The 16040-nt window shown below is 64.3% G+C and carries 15 protein-coding genes; 7 read left to right on the top strand and 8 right to left on the bottom strand.

Features of this window, described 5'->3' with window-relative positions; translation table 11 throughout:
• The first annotated feature begins 38 nt into the window (after window positions 1–38).
• The 5 genes from BUB39_RS03845 to BUB39_RS03865 all read left to right on the top strand — a co-directional run bounded on the left by BUB39_RS03845 (window position 39) and on the right by BUB39_RS03865 (window position 5096).
• Window positions 39–914, top strand: a complete 876-nt coding sequence (locus tag BUB39_RS03845; protein WP_073051677.1) for a carbohydrate ABC transporter permease — start codon at window positions 39–41, stop codon at window positions 912–914.
• 12 nt (window positions 915–926) lie between these two features.
• On the top strand, window positions 927–1757 hold the full coding sequence (locus BUB39_RS03850; protein ID WP_073051678.1) for a carbohydrate ABC transporter permease: 831 nt from the start codon (window positions 927–929) through the stop codon (window positions 1755–1757).
• Window positions 1758–1776: 19 nt separating this feature from the next.
• Complete coding sequence (locus BUB39_RS03855) at window positions 1777–2781, top strand: ABC transporter ATP-binding protein (RefSeq protein WP_073051679.1); 1005 nt, start codon at window positions 1777–1779, stop codon at window positions 2779–2781.
• Between the two features lie 113 nt (window positions 2782–2894).
• Window positions 2895–4367 (top strand): mannitol dehydrogenase family protein, encoded by a 1473-nt coding sequence (locus tag BUB39_RS03860; RefSeq protein WP_073051680.1) that lies wholly within the window; start codon window positions 2895–2897, stop codon window positions 4365–4367.
• Window positions 4368–4382: 15 nt separating this feature from the next.
• Window positions 4383–5096, top strand: a complete 714-nt coding sequence (locus tag BUB39_RS03865; protein WP_073051681.1) for an HAD family hydrolase — start codon at window positions 4383–4385, stop codon at window positions 5094–5096.
• Here BUB39_RS03865 and BUB39_RS03870 read toward each other — a convergent pair.
• The 4 genes from BUB39_RS03870 to BUB39_RS03885 all read right to left on the bottom strand — a co-directional run bounded on the left by BUB39_RS03870 (window position 5069) and on the right by BUB39_RS03885 (window position 9327).
• Window positions 5069–5731, bottom strand: coding sequence for a class II aldolase/adducin family protein (locus BUB39_RS03870; RefSeq protein WP_073051682.1), 663 nt, complete (start codon window positions 5729–5731; stop codon window positions 5069–5071). The two genes, BUB39_RS03865 and BUB39_RS03870, sit on opposite strands and share 28 nt — an antisense overlap.
• Before the next feature lie 180 nt (window positions 5732–5911).
• On the bottom strand, window positions 5912–6691 hold the full coding sequence (locus BUB39_RS03875) for an SDR family NAD(P)-dependent oxidoreductase (RefSeq protein ID WP_425292885.1): 780 nt from the start codon (window positions 6689–6691) through the stop codon (window positions 5912–5914).
• 27 nt (window positions 6692–6718) lie between these two features.
• The gene (locus tag BUB39_RS03880) at window positions 6719–7528 is read right to left on the bottom strand and encodes an SAM-dependent methyltransferase (protein WP_073051683.1); all 810 of its coding nucleotides are present in this window, start codon (window positions 7526–7528) and stop codon (window positions 6719–6721) included.
• 41 nt (window positions 7529–7569) lie between these two features.
• Window positions 7570–9327, bottom strand: a complete 1758-nt coding sequence (locus tag BUB39_RS03885; protein ID WP_084526867.1) for a uracil-xanthine permease family protein — start codon at window positions 9325–9327, stop codon at window positions 7570–7572.
• Between the two features lie 191 nt (window positions 9328–9518).
• On the opposite strand from BUB39_RS03885, the gene BUB39_RS03890 reads away from it, so the two are divergent.
• Window positions 9519–9857: an STAS domain-containing protein gene (locus tag BUB39_RS03890; protein WP_073051685.1), complete on the top strand. Its 339-nt coding sequence runs from the start codon at window positions 9519–9521 to the stop codon at window positions 9855–9857.
• A 3-nt stretch (window positions 9858–9860) separates the two neighbouring features.
• Here BUB39_RS03890 and BUB39_RS03895 read toward each other — a convergent pair whose 3' ends face one another.
• Genes BUB39_RS03895 through BUB39_RS03910 form a run of 4 tightly spaced genes read right to left on the bottom strand, consistent with a single transcriptional unit; the run spans window position 9861 to window position 15053 of the window.
• Complete coding sequence (locus tag BUB39_RS03895) at window positions 9861–10373, bottom strand: GFA family protein (RefSeq protein ID WP_073051686.1); 513 nt, start codon at window positions 10371–10373, stop codon at window positions 9861–9863.
• Between the two features lie 20 nt (window positions 10374–10393).
• Window positions 10394–12316, bottom strand: a complete 1923-nt coding sequence (locus BUB39_RS03900; RefSeq protein WP_073051687.1) for a PP2C family protein-serine/threonine phosphatase — start codon at window positions 12314–12316, stop codon at window positions 10394–10396.
• Window positions 12313–13467, bottom strand: coding sequence for an ATP-binding protein (locus tag BUB39_RS25680; protein WP_073051688.1), 1155 nt, complete (start codon window positions 13465–13467; stop codon window positions 12313–12315). The genes BUB39_RS03900 and BUB39_RS25680 overlap by 4 nt, the downstream gene beginning before the upstream one ends.
• The gene (locus BUB39_RS03910; protein ID WP_073051689.1) at window positions 13464–15053 is read right to left on the bottom strand and encodes an ABC transporter permease subunit; all 1590 of its coding nucleotides are present in this window, start codon (window positions 15051–15053) and stop codon (window positions 13464–13466) included. Before BUB39_RS03910 ends, BUB39_RS25680 begins: the two co-directional genes overlap by 4 nt.
• A gap of 102 nt (window positions 15054–15155) precedes the next feature.
• Between BUB39_RS03910 and BUB39_RS03915 the strand changes: the two genes are divergently transcribed.
• On the top strand, window positions 15156–16037 hold the full coding sequence (locus BUB39_RS03915) for an amino acid ABC transporter substrate-binding protein (protein WP_073051690.1): 882 nt from the start codon (window positions 15156–15158) through the stop codon (window positions 16035–16037).
• Window positions 16038–16040: the final 3 nt, after the last annotated feature.

Here is a 16040-nt window from a genome sequence, read left to right on the forward strand (position 1 = left end):
GCCGTGCCCGATCATGGCCGGCCGGGGGAGGCAAGGAAATGGCTGCGACCGTAAACACCCGCAAGCTGGCGCGGGCCATGCTCACGCCAGCGGTTGTCATCCTGTTCATCTGGATGATCGTACCGCTGCTGCTGACCATCTGGTATTCGTTCCAAAACTATAATCTGCTCAGCCCCGAGAACACCGGTTTCGCCGGGTTCATGAACTACAAATACTTCCTGACCGACCCTGCTTTCTTCCAGGCCTTCTGGAATACCCTCACCATCACGCTGTCCGTCCTGGTGATCACCGTCGTAGGCGGCATCCTCCTCGGCCTGCTGCTCGACCAGTTCATCTACGGACAGGGCATCGTCCGAATTCTCGTGATCTCGCCGTTCTTCATCATGCCGACCGTCGCGGCGCTCGTTTGGAAGAACATGCTGATGGATCCGAACTACGGCATCTTCGCCTGGATCGCGACCAGACTCGGATTCGCGCCGGTCGCCTGGCTCGAAAACTATCCGCTGTTCTCGATCATCCTGATCGTTGCCTGGCAGTGGCTGCCTTTTGCGACACTCATCCTGCTGACGGCGATGCAATCGCTCGACGAGGAACAGAAGGAGGCGGCCGGCATGGACGGCGCGAACTTCGCCAGCCTGTTCGTCTACATCACGCTACCGCATCTCGCCCGCGCCATCACGGTGGTCATCCTCATCGAGACGATCTTCCTGCTGTCCGTATTCGCCGAGATCCTAGTGACCACCGGCGGCGGTCCCGGCTACGCCTCCACCAACATCGCCTACCTGATCTATCACCAGGCACTGCTCGACTATGACGTCGGCGGGGCCTCCGCGGGCGGCGTCGTGGCGGTCATCCTCGCCAATATCGTCGCAATCTTCCTCGTCCGCCTGGTCGGCAAGAACCTCGAAGCGTGAGGAGAGACACATATGGCCCGCGCTATCAGCCCGCAGAAGAAATGGACCTTCACGATCCTCGCCTGGGTCGTGGCCCTCATCCTGTTCTTCCCGATCCTCTGGACCATCCTGACCGCCTTCAAGACCGAAGGTGACGCCATCCTCTTCCCGCCGGCCTTCCTGCCGCCGCACTGGACGCTGGAGAACTTCGTCACGGTCCAGACACGGTCGGACTACTTCAAGCACTTTTTCAATTCGATGGTGATCTCGATCGGTTCGTCGCTGATCGGCCTTGTCATCGCGGTGCCCGCAGCATGGTCGATGGCGTTCGCGCCGGCCAAGCGAACCAAGGACATCCTGATGTGGATGCTATCCACCAAGATGATGCCCGCCGTCGGCGTCCTGGTGCCGATCTATCTCATCTTCAAGAACCTTGGGCTTCTCGATACGCTGACCGGCCTCACCGGCATCATGACTCTGATCAACCTGCCGATCATGGTCTGGATGCTCTACACCTATTTCCGAGAGATCCCGGTCGACATCCTCGAGGCCTCGCGCATGGATGGCGCCGTGCTCTGGAAGGAGATCGTTTATGTGCTCCTGCCGATGGCGATCCCCGGCATCGCATCGACCATGCTGCTCAACATCATCCTTGCCTGGAACGAGGCGTTCTGGACGCTGAACCTGTCGGCTGCCAATGCGGCGCCGCTCACGGCGTTTATCGCCTCGTATTCGAGCCCAGAGGGACTGTTCTGGGCCAAGCTGTCCGCAGCCTCGACACTCGCCATCGCACCCATCCTGGTCATCGGCTGGTTCAGTCAGAAGCAGCTGGTGCGCGGTATGACGTTCGGCGCCGTAAAGTAGACGTGGGGAAGAAAAAAACATGGGCAAGATCGTCCTCGAAAACGTTCAGAAGCACTTCGGCACCGTGAAGGTGATCTCGAACGTCAGCCTCACCGTCGAAGACGGATCATTCGTGGTCTTTGTCGGACCCTCGGGTTGCGGCAAGTCGACATTGCTGCGCCTCATCGCCGGACTTGAGGATGCGACCGGCGGCCGGATCCTCATCGACGGCGCCGACGTCACAGATCTGCCGCCCACGAAGCGCGGCCTGTCGATGGTCTTCCAGTCCTACGCGCTCTATCCGCATATGAGTGTGCGCGGCAATATTGGCTTCGGCCTCAAGATGGCTGGAATGCCGAAGGACGAAATCCGGAAGAAAGTCGATGCCGCCGCGGCGACGCTGAACCTGACGCCCTATCTCGACCGGAAGCCGCGCATGCTCTCAGGCGGCCAGCGCCAGCGCGTCGCCATTGGGCGGGCCATCGTGCGCGAGCCGAAGGGCTTCCTGTTCGACGAGCCGCTCAGCAATCTCGACGCTGCCCTTCGCGTCAATATGCGCATCGAGATCGCGCGACTTCAGCGGAGCCTCGGCACGACGGCGATCTACGTGACACATGACCAGGTCGAAGCCATGACCATGGCCGACAAGATCGTCGTGCTGAATGCCGGCTCGGTCGAGCAAGTTGGGTCGCCGCTCGAACTCTATGACCGGCCAGCCAATCTTTTCGTTGCGGGCTTCATCGGCTCACCCAAGATGAACCTGATCGGTGGCGCGACGGCCGAGCCCTATCAGGCCGCGACCATCGGCATCCGGCCCGAGCATCTCATCGTCTCGCGCGATGGCGGCGGCTGGGCCGGAACCATCAGCGTCGCCGAGCATCTTGGCAGCGACACTTTCCTCTATGTGGAAGTCCCCGGGGTGGGCCTCGTCACGGCGCGCACGCCGGGCGAGGTATCGTTCCACGCCGGCGAGCGCGTGATGCTGCAGCCCGATCCAGCGCGGCTCCATCGTTTCGACAAGCAAGGCCAGGCGATCCGAGGCTGAGCGCCGGCGGCCGAGCGGCCGCGGTTGAATGTCGGCGCCGGGCCATAGATGATCCGGGCCGCCGACGGCAGAGAATCGATCGGCAACGCGTCGACTAGCGAGAAGACACCGAAATGGCGATCAAACTGACGACCCAGACCCTGCCCGAGATCGCCGCCAAGGCGCGCGTGCCGCAATATGACCGTTCGGCCCTCCGACCTGGCATCCTGCATTTCGGCATCGGCAATTTTCATCGCGCGCACCAAGCCGCCTATCTCGACGATCTGTTCTCCACCGGGCGTGATTTCGACTTTGCGATCATCGGGACCGGCGTCACCGAGCATGACGGCCGCATCGCGCAAGTGCTGTCGGATCAGGATCTCTTGACCACCCTCGTCGAACAGGAGGCCGGCCGCTCGGCCGCTCGCGTCACGGGCTCGATGATCGGCACCATCGGACCGACGGACCGTGACCGGATCCTCGAGACGCTCGCGGACCCGGCAATTCGCATCGTTTCGCTCACGGTCACCGAGGGCGGCTATTTCATCAATGCCGCCACCGCCGCCTTCGACCCGCAGCATCCTCAGATCGTTGCGGATGCTGCCGATCCCGACCATGCGAAGACCGTATTTGGACTGGTTATTGCCGGATTGAAGCGCCGCCGCGCGGCCGGGATCATCCCCTTCACGGTCATGTCCTGCGACAATCTTCCCCATAATGGCGCTGTGACCCGCAACGCCGTCGTCGGTCTTGCTGCTCTGTCCGATCCAGCCTTCGCAACCTGGATCAGGGACAATGTCGCCTTCCCGAACGGCATGGTCGACCGCATCACGCCGGCGACCGGAGAGCGTGAAAAGCAGTTGCTCGCCGATGAATTCGGCATCGAGGATGCATGGCCGGTATTCTGCGAGGATTTCCGGCAATGGGTGCTGGAGGATAATTTTCCAGCTGGCCGGCCGCGTCTCGAAGACGTGGGCGTGCAGTTCGTGCCCGATGTGACGCCCTTCGAGATGATGAAGATCCGTATCCTCAATGGCGGCCATGCGGTGATCGCTTATGCGGGCGGATTGCTCGACATCCATTTCGTGCATGAAGCGATGGAGCATCCGCTGGTCGCGGGCTTCCTTGAGAAAATCGAGACCGACGAGATCATTCCGGTCGTCCCGCCCGTGCCGGATACGGATACCAGCGCCTATTTCGCGCTCGTCCAGCGCCGCTTCGCCAATCCGAAGATCGGCGATACCATCCGGCGCCTCTGCCTCGACGGTTCCAACCGGCAGCCGAAATTCATCATTCCGACGATCGCAGATCGGCTCGCCAAGGGTCTTTCGATCACCGGACTGGCGCTCGAATCGGCGCTCTGGTGCCGCTACTGCTACGGCACGACCGACAGCGGCGCGGCGATCGCCCCGAACGATCCCAACTGGGACCGCCTTAAGGAGACGGCTGCCCTGGCCAAGGATGACCCTCTCGCGTGGCTGGCTATGGAGGACATCTACGGGGCGGTGGGACAAAATGCAGTCTTCCGCGCGGCGTTCTCGGAGGCCCTCACGGCTCTCTGGCGCGACGGAGCGGCTGCGACGCTGACGCGCTATCTCGGTGCCTGACGGCAGGGTGATCGCGTGGACAATTCCGGACTGGTGATTCTCGACTGCGACGGCGTCGTCGTCGACAGCGAGCCCGTCGCGATCGCCGCTCTTGCCGAGTTCCTGCAGGGCATCGGCCTTCCGGTCGCGGCCGATTATGTCTACCGCAACTTCCTCGGGCGAAGCTGGGCGACCGTGACCGCGCTGCTCGCCCGTGACTTCTCCATCCGGCTCTCAAGCGAAGAAGTCGAAGCCTATAAGGAGTTGCTCTTCGATCGCATCCGCACACGGGTAGAGCCCATGCCCGGCGTGGTCGATGCCATCGCAGGGTTGCGTCATCCCGTGTGCATCGCGTCGTCAAGCACGCCGGAACGGCTGGAGGTTTCGCTGGGAAAAGCGGGGCTCCGTGATCGTTTCATGCCGCATGTCTATAGCGCATCGCTGGTCAAGCGCGGCAAGCCGGCACCGGATCTCTTCCTGTATGCGGCTGCGGCGATGGGGTTCGAACCGGCCGATTGCCTTGTCATCGAGGACAGCCCCGCAGGCATCGAAGCCGGCAAGGCGGCCGGCATGATCGTCGCTGCCTTTCTCGGTGGCTCGCATATCGCGCCCGGCAAGCTGCGTCCGGTCGCTCTCGCTCTCGAACCGCATATCGTCTTCGAGCACATGGACGAGTTGCCGGCCGTTTTGGCCCGGTTCGACGCGCTCCGCGCCGCCGCTCGTCAGACCGGCCGCGCCACCCCGCCATAATTGGCTGCAAGGCCCTTCGCGAAGGTCTCATGCATTTCGTCCTCGGTCAGCAATACCGGACCGCCGATCAGCAGCGCGTTGAAATATTGCCGGGCGATCGTCTCCAGTTCGACGGCGCGCCACATCGCATTTGAAAGGTCATAGCCTGTCGCGATCGCCCCGTGATTGGCGAGAAGCACCGCCGAACGGCCCTCCATCGCCTTCAAAACATTCAGCGAAAGCTGCTCGGTGCCATAGGTGGCGTAGTCTGCGCAGCGGACATCGTCGCCGCCAAACACGGCGATCATGTAATGGCAGGCGGGAATCGCACGGCGCGTCATCGCGAGGCTCGTGCAGTAGGTCGGATGGGCATGCACGATGGCGCCGACTTCGGGCCGCGCGCGCATGATGTCGAGATGGAAGCGCCATTCGGTCGATGGCGGCTTCGGTCCCTCCCAGGCGCCATAATCCGCGCCGAGCGACATCGAGACGATCTCCTCGGGCAGCATGCAATCATAGGGAATCGAGGTTGGCGTGATCAGCATGCGATCCTCGGAGCGGACCGAGATGTTGCCGGAAACACCCTGGTTGAGACCGTTGCCATTCATCTTGAGGCAATGGGCGATGATGTCCCGGCGGCGGTCGAGTTCGGTCATCGAGAGTCCTGCGCAAGCGGTTGGAGAGCGGCGGCCACCGCTCTTTGCAGGCAGCCACCGCCGGGTCAACGGGAATGAACGTGGACAACGCTGGGCGCGGCGTTTCCGTCGCATCGACAGGATCATCCGCCGAGTGTCCGGCGGCGCAGGGTCAGTGGCCGTCGTCGATGGGGGACGGCTTCAGCGCGCGGTCCAGCCGCCATCGACGAGGATGGTCTGGCCCGTGATCATAGCGGCGGCATCCGAGGCCAGGAAGGCGACGACGCCCGACACCTCATGCGGCTCGCCGATCCGATGCAGCGCCGCGATCCTGTCGATGACATCGGCACGAAACGCCTCGTCGGCGAGCATGTCGGCGGTGCCGTCCGTTCGGATGAAGGTCGGGGCGATGCAATTGACCCTCACACCATAGATGCCCCACTCGATCGCAAAGCACTTCGTCATATGCGCCACGGCAGCCTTTGAAAGGCAGTAGACACCCTCGCCCGGCAGTGCCACGGCGCCGGCCTGCGAACCGATATTGATGATGGCGCCGCCACGCCGCTCGATCATGTGGCGCCCGACATATTGCGACAGGAAGAAGGTCGAGCGAACATTGACGTCGAGCACGGCGTCGAAATCCTCCTCGCTGACACTTTCGATCGGCGCCATCGGGATGCCGCCGCCGGCATTGTTGACGAGGATGTCGATACGCCCGAACGCTGCAATCGCCTCGTCCACGGCAAGTCGCATCTGGCCGAGATCACGGACGTCGAGCTGCAAGGGCATCGCGCGGCTGCCGAGATTGGCGATCTCCGCGACGAGGCCGTGATCCTCGGCGGCATTGCGCAGACCAAGCGCCACATTCGCGCCGGCCGCGGCGAGCGCAAGCGCTGACGCACGGCCGAGCCCTCTTCCCGCGCCCGTCACCAGCGCGACACGGCCGCTCAAATCAAAACTGGGCAATTGGGCCATGTTCATTCCCTCCGCTCCAAACGGGCGTGGCACTCAGCGCCGCGCGACAGCCACGACGAGATAGCCATAGCCCCAGTCGACCGGCAGCATGCCCGAGAGACGATCATCGATCCAGCCGACGAACGGATGATGCGTCACGGCATATTCCGGCAACAGGCTCTCGCTAGTCATGTGCTCGATGGCAAATCCGGCTTCGGCCAGTTCCGCGACGATCTCATCGCGGCGATAGAGATGATAGAAGAGCGCGATCTTGTCCTTGCCGGCATCCCGGACATAGCGGATGTCGCCAGCTTCGAGACCCGCTCGGGCACTGGCATCCGCCTGAGCTTCCCTGAAGCGTCGCTTCGCATTCGGGAGGCCCAGGATAAGCCTGCCATCCGGCGCAAGATTACGACGCAGTTCCTTCAGGAGGGCGAGGCGGTTGGCACGGCCCGCGACATGGCCGAGCACGCCAAAGCCGAGTAGTGCCACGTCGAACCGGCCCGTCTCGTCGACCAGACGTCGATAGTCGATCCCGCTCGCATCGACGACGGAGATGTGGCTGGCCAGCCCCGCTGTCGCCACGGCCGCCGTCAGGTGCTCGCGGGCGACCGGACTGATATCAACGGCCACGATCTCTGCATTTCGTTCGCGCGCCAGCGCCAGGCAGTATCGCCCCTCACCGGCGCCATAGTCGAGCAGCCGCCCGCCGACTGGCAGCGCCCGGCGCAGAAATCGCATCGTGCGGGGATTCGGGCGCGGATAGCGGCTTTGATACAGGCCGGACGAGAAATAGGCGTCGTAGCTCTCCGCCATGTCGGGGAGCGGCGGCGCCCCGTCAGGCGGGAAAGCGGTCACGAGCATGGCCTTTCGCTGTCCGGCCGAAATTCGGGGTTGGACATCAGTCAGTGTTCGAAATGAAGCCTGAGGATCGACGTTCCCGGCTCGGGTCCCGGTCGGCTCGACAGGCGATCGGCGAGCCGGCGCAGCAGCGTCCCGGAGATGCTCGACATCGCCGCGTCGATCGCCGAATCGTCGTCGCCGTCGAGCAGACTTTCAAGATCAGCCACTGCGACGTCGCCAACCGGCATCGGCGCGCCGGTGTGGACGAGTTCGATATCGAGGTTGAGTTCGTCGAAACTGCCGCCGACCCCCGTGACGCGGCGGTCGCCGCCGGCATGGTCGATCGCCTCTGCCGCCTCGACGGCCGCCAGCGCCGCGCGCCGCACCACGTCACGTCGCGCAGCCCAGGCGCCGCCTGCCTCTTCGATGAAGTCGGTAATCTGGATCGGCACCGGGGGACCGTCGGCGGCGAGCTTGACGCTGATCTGACGGCGGATGCCGAGCCGGAAGATGAGATTGAGGAGGATCGCGATGACGCCGGTCACGATAAAGCCGGAGCCGACGAGATGGCGCAGCGCCGGGTGCGCCCGCTCCGCAAGACCCGGCATCAGCAACACGGTAACACCGCCGAGTAGCGACAGGCCGACGACGAAGATGCCGCGCGTATCGAGCTCGCGCGAGGCGATCAGATCAATACCGGCCGCCATCAGGAACGCTGCGGCATAGAGTTCGATGGCGCCGATCACCGGCGTCGGGATCAGCGTCAGCGCCAGCGTCACCTGCGGCAGGAACGCGACGGCCAGAAGCAGCACCGCCGTTGCTAGACCGACGACACGGCTGGTCACGGCACTGGCGTGCGCAAGGCCGATATTGGCCGACGATGTCGCTGTCGGCATGGCACCGATCAGCCCGCCGACGAGGTCGGTGATACCCGCGGCCAGGACGCCGCGGCTCGCCTGCTTCATGTCCGGACGCCGCCAGTCCGCGTCGTCCATCTTGTCGAGCAGGATCAGGCTGCCGACCGTGTCGATCTGGGTCAAAATGGCGATGAAGGCAAGGCCGATGAGGACGCTGACCGGTATGTCGAACACCGGCGAGACCGGCATCGGCACCGAGACTGGCGGCGTGGAAAGCAGCATGGCGCCACCATCGAGCCGGCCCATGACGAAGGCCGCCAGGATGCCTCCGACAATGCCGATCAAGAGCGCCAGGAGCTTCAGCCGCCGGTTGCCCCATACCGAAAGGCCGACGATCAGCGACAGCGTGATCGACGACATGATCAGGCTGGGAATATCGATTTCGAAGTCGTGGCCGAGGCTCCACGAGTGCTCGACCGCCTCGGCGACCAGCGACATGCCGCCAATGAGGACCACGAGGCCTGCGACGATCGGAGGAAACAGCCCACGAAGGCGCGGCAGAAGCGGCGCGATCGCCAGCGTCGCCAGCGCTGAGACGATGGTCATCGTCACCATGCCGCCCGGGCCCGTCTGGGCGATCACCGGCGCCGCAAGCGGGACCATGAACACCGACGGCATATGGATCATCAGCGATCCCGAGCCGAAACGCCCGCCCCAGGACTGCAGCGCGGTGCCGATGGCCATTGCGATGATGGTGACGGCGAGAAGGTCGCGGGTCTGGTCGACCGTGAGGGCCGCCGTCCGCGCCAGTGCCAGCGTATAGGCAAGCAGCGCCAGCGCCATCACCGCATGCTGGAAGCCGAGCATGACCGATGTGGCGAGCGGGGGGCGCTCGTCGGCAGAGAAAGAGAGCTCATGCGGGCGCCGACGCGGCCGCGACGGCGGCAATTTCAATGCAATCATCGTTCGGCTTGTCCGCCTCTTGTGCGGCGGTCATTGCCGCGACAATCCGATCGATGCATGCTGATCCTCGCCTTGGCCCCGGCCCGCGTCAACATTGCCCGGTCGCCGGATGCCTGCAAAGTCCTTTTTGCCCCTGGCGCCGTCCCACCCGTGGATTGCGCAGATCCGGGCCCAAGAAAATTGGAGTTGTGATGAACGTTACGTTCGAGAGCGTCGGCGCCGCCTCGGTCATCGACCTGCTCGGCCGCCTCGACAGCGCCAATGCGGCTGCGGTCGAAGCCGAGCTTCTTTCGCGCCTTTCGGAAGGCAGCGGTGGGGTCGTGATCGATTTCGCGCGGCTCGACTATATTTCAAGCGCCGGCCTCAGGATCGTCCTCGTCATCGCGAAGCGCATGAAGCAGGCCAGCCGCAAGCTCGTGCTCACCGGCTTCCAGCCCAACATCAAGGACGTCTTCGAAATCAGCGGCTTCCTCAATATCCTCGAGGTCGCGCCGAATCGCGCCGAAGCCGTGAAGCGGACCGAGGGCTGAACGTCAGGTTTCATCCCGGCCGGTGGGTGGCCAATCCGTCGTGTCATGGTCGGGGTGCTGCTGGTTGCTCGACTTGATCCGCGGGAGATAGCCCATGGGATCGTGCGAATAGGTCGGCCGATCGCCCGGCAGCGCGACGAGCCCGGCGAACCAGTCGACGCGGCTTTCGATGCCATACTGGACGACCGGCGGGACGCGAGAGGGTTCGTCGAAGGACCCGGCCATTACGCCGATATCCGGGAATTCCGGATAGTCGAAGATCATCGGCGTGCCGCACGCGCTGCAGAAGCCGCGACGGGCGAGCGCCGAGCTTCGGAACCAGGAGATCGCGCCGCGCGTCACGCGAAAGTCCGACTTCTGTACCGGGCAGATCACCGCGAACGGACCGCCGACCGCCTTCTGGCACATGCGGCAATGGCAGACATGTACATTGCTCGGCGGTGTGTCGCAGGCGAAGCGCACCGCGCCGCACTGGCACCCTCCGGTGAGGCGGCCCTTGCCAAGCTGATCGGCCATGTCGGATCTCCTTGGCTTGACTACGAGACGATCGCGTCGCCGGGCGGCCCGAGATAGCGCACGACGAGACAGGTAATGTCATCGGATTGCGGGGCGCCAGCGACGAAGGCTGCGACGGCGCCTGTAACGGCCGACAGCACCGCATCGACGGGCCGCACGGCCGAATCACGCAGCGTGGCCTCGATGCGCGCTTCGCCGAATTCGCGCCCTGCGCCGTCCATCGCCTCCGAGATACCGTCGGTGTAGAGAAAAAGCGTATCGCCTACGGCAAGATGAGCGATCTTGTCGCCATAGGGCATGGCGGGCATCACGCCGAGCGCCATGCCGCCGGTACCCGGCAGCTCGGCGACGCTGCCATCGCCGCGACGGATGATCAGCGGCGGATTGTGGCCGCCATTGGCGTAGGCAAGTTCGCCCGTCTCGATGTCGAGGATGGCGTAGAAGGCCGTGACGAACATTTCCATCGGGTTGCGGGCGCAGAGCACTTCATTGGCGCGCACGAGGCAATCGCCCGGCGTGCCGCCATCGAGGGCGCTCGCCTGCAGAACCGTGCGCGAGATCGCCATGAAGAAGGCCGCCGGCACCCCCTTGCCGGAAACGTCAGCGATGACGAGACCAAGACGGCGCTCGTCGAGCGGAAAGAAGTCATAGAAGTCGCCGCCCATCTCGCGGGCGGGCACCATCGAAGCCTTGCCGGCATAGGCCGGATTGACCGGCAGTGATTCGGGCAGCATCGCCGCCTGGAGCGATTTGGCAGCCTGTAGTTCTGCCTCGACGCGGCGCGCCGACTCCTCGAGCAGCGCATTCTTCTGCTCCAGTTCCAGCGTCCGCGCCCTCACCTCCGCTTCCAGATCCTCCTCGCGCCGTTGCACCTTCACGGCCATGTCCTGAAAGACGCGGGCCAGCGTGCCGATCTCGTCGCGTCGACCGGTCAGAGGGTCAAGACTTTCGGGGTGGAAACTGCGCCCCTCGATCTCGCGCGCTGCCGTCGTCATCGCGAGCACCGGGCGGGCGATGCGCCGCGCCGACACCGACGCGATGGTGGCGCCGGCTGCAAAGACGAGCGCGGCCGAACCGACGCCGTAGACGAGAAGGTTGGAAAGCAGCTGATTGAGCTGCTGGTTCGACATCTGGATCATCACCGCGCCGATGACGATGCCCGCCTGATCGCGGATCGGTGCCGATACCCAGAGATGGCGCTCCCTGATCTCGGAAGTCGCCTCGCCGGTCGAGATGGTCTCGGTGGGCAAGCCGACCAAATCCTTCGGGGTCTTCTCGGCGCCAACCTGTGCCAGCGACTTCTGCTGGTCGTCGAGCACTTCGATCGAAATGATATCGTTGCGGTTTAGCATCGCCTCCATGAGGACCGGGACTGAATTCGCAGCCCTCACCGCATCGAGCGCGCGGACGGACTGACCGACGATCAGGGCCCGCCCTGGTCCGGCCCGAACGCCGACATAGCGGACGCCGTCGACGGCGGGGCCGAAGTCGACGCTGTATCGGCGCCCCGAGACGAGACCGCGCAGCGCATCGCGCGACAGCGTTTCTGGAAGGGTCTGGCCGTTGATCACCGAGCCATAATCGCCGACGGAACTGGCGAGAATGCGCAGATCGCTGTCGATCAGCCAGATTGAATCGAGATTGCCGCGCGCCACGATCTCGGCGAAGCGGTCGCTGACACCAGGCGTCGCGACCTGCTCGACATGGTTTGCCGTCAGCGCCAGCGTCGTCAAGACATCGGTGACGACCTCCTGTGCCTCCTCCAGCGACACCTCGGAAAGACGCGCGCTCTCGGCGATGATACGCGCGACGACCTGCGCCTGGCCTTCGGCCTGCGCGATCAGCGCATTGCGGCCGAGCATGCCGAACACGAGTGAAACGACCAGGATGGCGAAGGCGATACAGCTCGCGACGAGAATGATGAGACGACGGGTCAGCGTCACGGCACGATTCCGCCGCCGGCTGCGCCGCTGCGCATCATGACGAGCCGCAGCAGGTTGCGATCGCCCTGGCGGCGGTAGTAAGCGCGGTCGATCATATTGCTGATAAGATGAACGCCGAGGCCCCCGATGGGGCGGGTCTCGAGCGGGGCATCGAGATCGGGTTCCGGCGCGTCACGGAACGGATCGAAGGCGTCGCCGCCATAGCCAAGCTCGACCGTTACGTCGTCGGGTCGCCGATAGATCACGACCGCAAGGCGTCCGCCTTCGGCCCCGCCATATTTGACGACATTGGTCACCAGTTCCTCGACGGCAAGCGACAGGCGGAACACGGCGGCCGAATCGAGCACGCCTTCGCCCGCCTCCTCGACCCCCGACTGGATCGTCGCGATCGAATCGTTCGAGACTGGCAGGTCGAAGGTGAGATCAAGCACGGATTGGCCGCTCACGAATACGTCTCCCTCAGGCAGGGCCTGCAAGCTCTCCTCGGCAAGCGCGCTCCGCTCGCCAATGTCGACCCGCGCTCCGGTTGCGGTGCCGGCTCTTTGTCCGAGCCGCAGCTTGGCATAGGCCATGAGCCGGGCCAACGGCCAGCACAGCACCAGAAACCACAGCATCGTATAAAGATAGATCCAGAGGATCGCGCGGGGATCGCCAACAGCGGCGATAACGGTGTTGGCGCGCTGAACGATCTCCGGCACGCCGATCACCGAGGCGGTGGACGAGGCCATGACGATGATCAGTAGATAGGTCGTCCAGGCGGGAATGAAGTACAGCGCCTCGACCTTCTCGCCGCGTTCCAGATGGCGAAGCGCCGCGAGCGCATTGTCGGAGACGAAGCCCGTCACCGCCACGGCAAGGGCGAGCGAAGCCTTGAGCCAATCCGGTAGCGGCAGCGAAAAGGCGCCAAGCGGAATTTCCGGGGGCACGACATAGGCGAGGTAGTAGATCAGCACGAAGGTCGGCGGCACGCGCGCTGCTGCGGTCAAAAAGCCGGCAACCCGCGAGCCGCGCTGGCGCCCGCGCGCCAGCAGAAAGCCGAGTGGCGTCCCGATCGCCATGGTCAAGAGGGATATGCCGATATTGATCAGGAAGCCGACGCCGAGATAGGGCGTCCAGGCCAGCAGCATCGGCAGGATGTCGCGGGCGCTCATTTTGCAAGCACCCGCCGCTCGAACAACGTGAAGAAATGCGCAACGGCGAGCACGATGACCACATAGACGACGAGCAGAATGTTCATCATCACCGGACCGTTGCCATAATCAGCGGCGATCGCCGTGCTGGCATGGACTAATTCCGGCACAGCGATGGCGCTTGCCATGGCGGTCGCTTTCACGACATTGATCGAACTGCCCATGATCGCGGGATGCGCCAAGCGCAGCGCCCGCTTCAGCCTGTGTTGCGGCGCGGTGCCAATGGTCGCTGCTGCCTCCGCGAGCGCCGCGGCATTGGCGGCCCCGGCATAGAAGGACAGCACGGCGACGGCGCACCAGAAGGCCGAGAGCGTCAGCCCGTGGACCGCGACAAGCCCGCCGATGCCGAAAAAGACCAGATAGAGCTGCAGCAGCGGCGGCGTCATGCGCATCAGCGTCAGCAGCAGATGAATGAGCGGCGTCAGCAGCGGAACGCGCCGGCGCAGCACAAACGCACCGCCAAGGCCGATGCCGATGCTGCCGACAAGCACCGCGACCGCCAGTGCGAGGGTTACCTGCAACCCCTCGATCAGGCCGGCGCGGTGATAGCGATCATAGAACGGCGTCACGTCGATGCCGAAACGATCGCGCAGCATCAGCGTGAAGCCGGCAAGGCCGACCACTTCCTGGGCCTCGATCAGATCGAGCTCGCGGCAAGCCAGCGTCCAGCTGCCGTCCTCCTGGCGTCGGCAGGTGAACCGCCCGTCGGGATCGCGCGCTGTCCAGAGTTTGCCTGCATCGCGGAGATAGACAGACGGCGGCAGCTTCCACTTGGCCTCGAGAGCCGCAAGGCTTCCATCCCGCAGCCATGACGCAATCGTCTCGTCCATCTCGGTTGCGAGGCGGCCGTCGCTCGCGACGGCTACCGCCCAAGGTGATACGAAATCGGGAGGCAACAGTCGAAAGCCCGGCCAATCTCCGCTGGCAATCTGCCGTTGCAGCGCCGCCTCGTCATAGAGCCAGCCATCGCAAGCGCCATCACGGAGCGCGAGTTCGGCATCGCGAATGCTGCCAAAGGCTTCGATGCGAGCATTCAGCCGCGTCGCGATCAGGCGATTCCACAGCGCGCCCTGCACGGCGCAGAGGTCGCGATTGCGAAGATCGGTCCAGGTCCGGATAGGGCTCTGCTCGGGCAGCAGCACGCTGGCGCCGCCGCCATAATAGCCTGGCTCGATCATGCGCACGAGGCGGCGGCGATCGACGGTATCGCCGAGGGTCGCGACGACCGCATCGATTTCGCCGGCGACGAGCTTTTGAAGACGGTTGGCGCTGGTCACCGGAACGAGAACGAGCTTGACGCCAAGCGATTCTGCCAGCCCCTCGGCAACGTCGACGTCATAGCCGACGGTCTCACCAGCGGCGTTGCGAAAGCCGAACGGCTCGTAGTCCGTCTTGACGCCGACGATGAGGCTGCCGCGCGCCTTGATCTCGTCGAGCCGGTCGGCATGCGCCGCCAGGGTGAAGCCGGCGAGCAGCATCACGGCAAGGAAGAGCCTGAAAAGGAACACCGGCGGCTTCGCTTCCCGCACGACAGCACGCTCCGCCATTGACCTTCCGCCCTTCCCCACGCACCGTCTGATTGTCGGCAGCGACGATAAACGCTATCCCGTCACCAAAGCCTTCTCCAGAGCGACAGGGAGCATTGCGGCGTGTCATCGAAGCAATCGACGATCGCGTGGGCCCTTGCGCTGATGATGAGCCTTGGCGGCCTCGCCCCGGCAAGCGGCGGAACGCTCGATCGCATCGCAGAAACCGGCGTCATCCGGGCCGGAACCCGAACCGATGCCATTCCATTCGCCTTCGACGATGGCGGCGGCAAGCCGGTCGGCTTCTCTGTCGACCTTATCGAAGAAATCCGCGCCGCAGCAGAGAAGACGCTCGGCAAGCCGATCAAGGTCGATCTTCAGGTGGTGACGCCGGCCAACCGCGTTCAACTGGTCGCCGACGGCAAGCTCGATCTCGTCTGCGAGATCACGACGCCGACCTGGGCGCGCGAAAAGCAGGTCGACTTCTCGATCCCGATCTTCCGCGACGGCACCCGCATCCTGACCTTTCGCGACACGCTGCGCACGGTCCCCAACCCGAAGGACATGCTGGTCGGCGTCGCGGAGGGAACGACGACGGCAACGATCCTCGAGGACGCGCTGCCGGGCGTCCGCATCAAGAATTTCCCGTCGATGGACGCCGCTTTCATCGCGCTCGGCAAGGGCGAGGTCCAGGGCGTCGCCAATATCGGCGTCGTGCTGCTTGGTCTATCCCGCAAGTTTGAGCCCAACCGCAGCGTCGTCCTGCTGCCGCGCTCGGCGCCCTATGGCAACGAGACGATGTCGTGCATCCTTCCGCAGGACGACAGCGCCTGGCGTGACTTCGTCAATCACACCATCATCAATCTCGAAGATGGCCTCTCCGACTATCGCGGCCGCTATATGGATATCCATGACAAGTGGTTCGGCCGCGACGGCGTGATGGTCTATCCGCTCGATCGTTCGACGCGCGATTATCTGCTGCAGTCCGACATCTGGGCGCGCTGAGGC

This window comes from Kaistia soli DSM 19436 (genome assembly GCF_900129325.1).
In the GTDB taxonomy this organism is placed as follows: domain Bacteria; phylum Pseudomonadota; class Alphaproteobacteria; order Rhizobiales; family Kaistiaceae; genus Kaistia; species Kaistia soli.

Bases quoted from the DNA above. Each gene is read 5' to 3' on its own strand.
- BUB39_RS03845 (WP_073051677.1), top strand. From the start codon at position 39: ATGGCTGCGACCGTAAACACCCGCAAGCTGGCGCGGGCCATGCTCACG.
- BUB39_RS03910 (WP_073051689.1), bottom strand. From the start codon at position 15,053: ATGGCGGAGCGTGCTGTCGTGCGGGAAGCGAAGCCGCCGGTGTTCCTT.
- BUB39_RS03890 (WP_073051685.1), top strand. From the start codon at position 9,519: ATGAACGTTACGTTCGAGAGCGTCGGCGCCGCCTCGGTCATCGACCTG.
- BUB39_RS25680 (WP_073051688.1), bottom strand. From the start codon at position 13,467: ATGAGCGCCCGCGACATCCTGCCGATGCTGCTGGCCTGGACGCCCTAT.
- BUB39_RS03895 (WP_073051686.1), bottom strand. From the start codon at position 10,373: ATGGCCGATCAGCTTGGCAAGGGCCGCCTCACCGGAGGGTGCCAGTGC.
- BUB39_RS03875 (WP_425292885.1), bottom strand. From the start codon at position 6,691: ATGAACATGGCCCAATTGCCCAGTTTTGATTTGAGCGGCCGTGTCGCG.
- BUB39_RS03870 (WP_073051682.1), bottom strand. From the start codon at position 5,731: ATGACCGAACTCGACCGCCGCCGGGACATCATCGCCCATTGCCTCAAG.
- BUB39_RS03885 (WP_084526867.1), bottom strand. From the start codon at position 9,327: ATGATTGCATTGAAATTGCCGCCGTCGCGGCCGCGTCGGCGCCCGCAT.
- BUB39_RS03855 (WP_073051679.1), top strand. From the start codon at position 1,777: ATGGGCAAGATCGTCCTCGAAAACGTTCAGAAGCACTTCGGCACCGTG.
- BUB39_RS03880 (WP_073051683.1), bottom strand. From the start codon at position 7,528: ATGCTCGTGACCGCTTTCCCGCCTGACGGGGCGCCGCCGCTCCCCGAC.
- BUB39_RS03860 (WP_073051680.1), top strand. From the start codon at position 2,895: ATGGCGATCAAACTGACGACCCAGACCCTGCCCGAGATCGCCGCCAAG.
- BUB39_RS03850 (WP_073051678.1), top strand. From the start codon at position 927: ATGGCCCGCGCTATCAGCCCGCAGAAGAAATGGACCTTCACGATCCTC.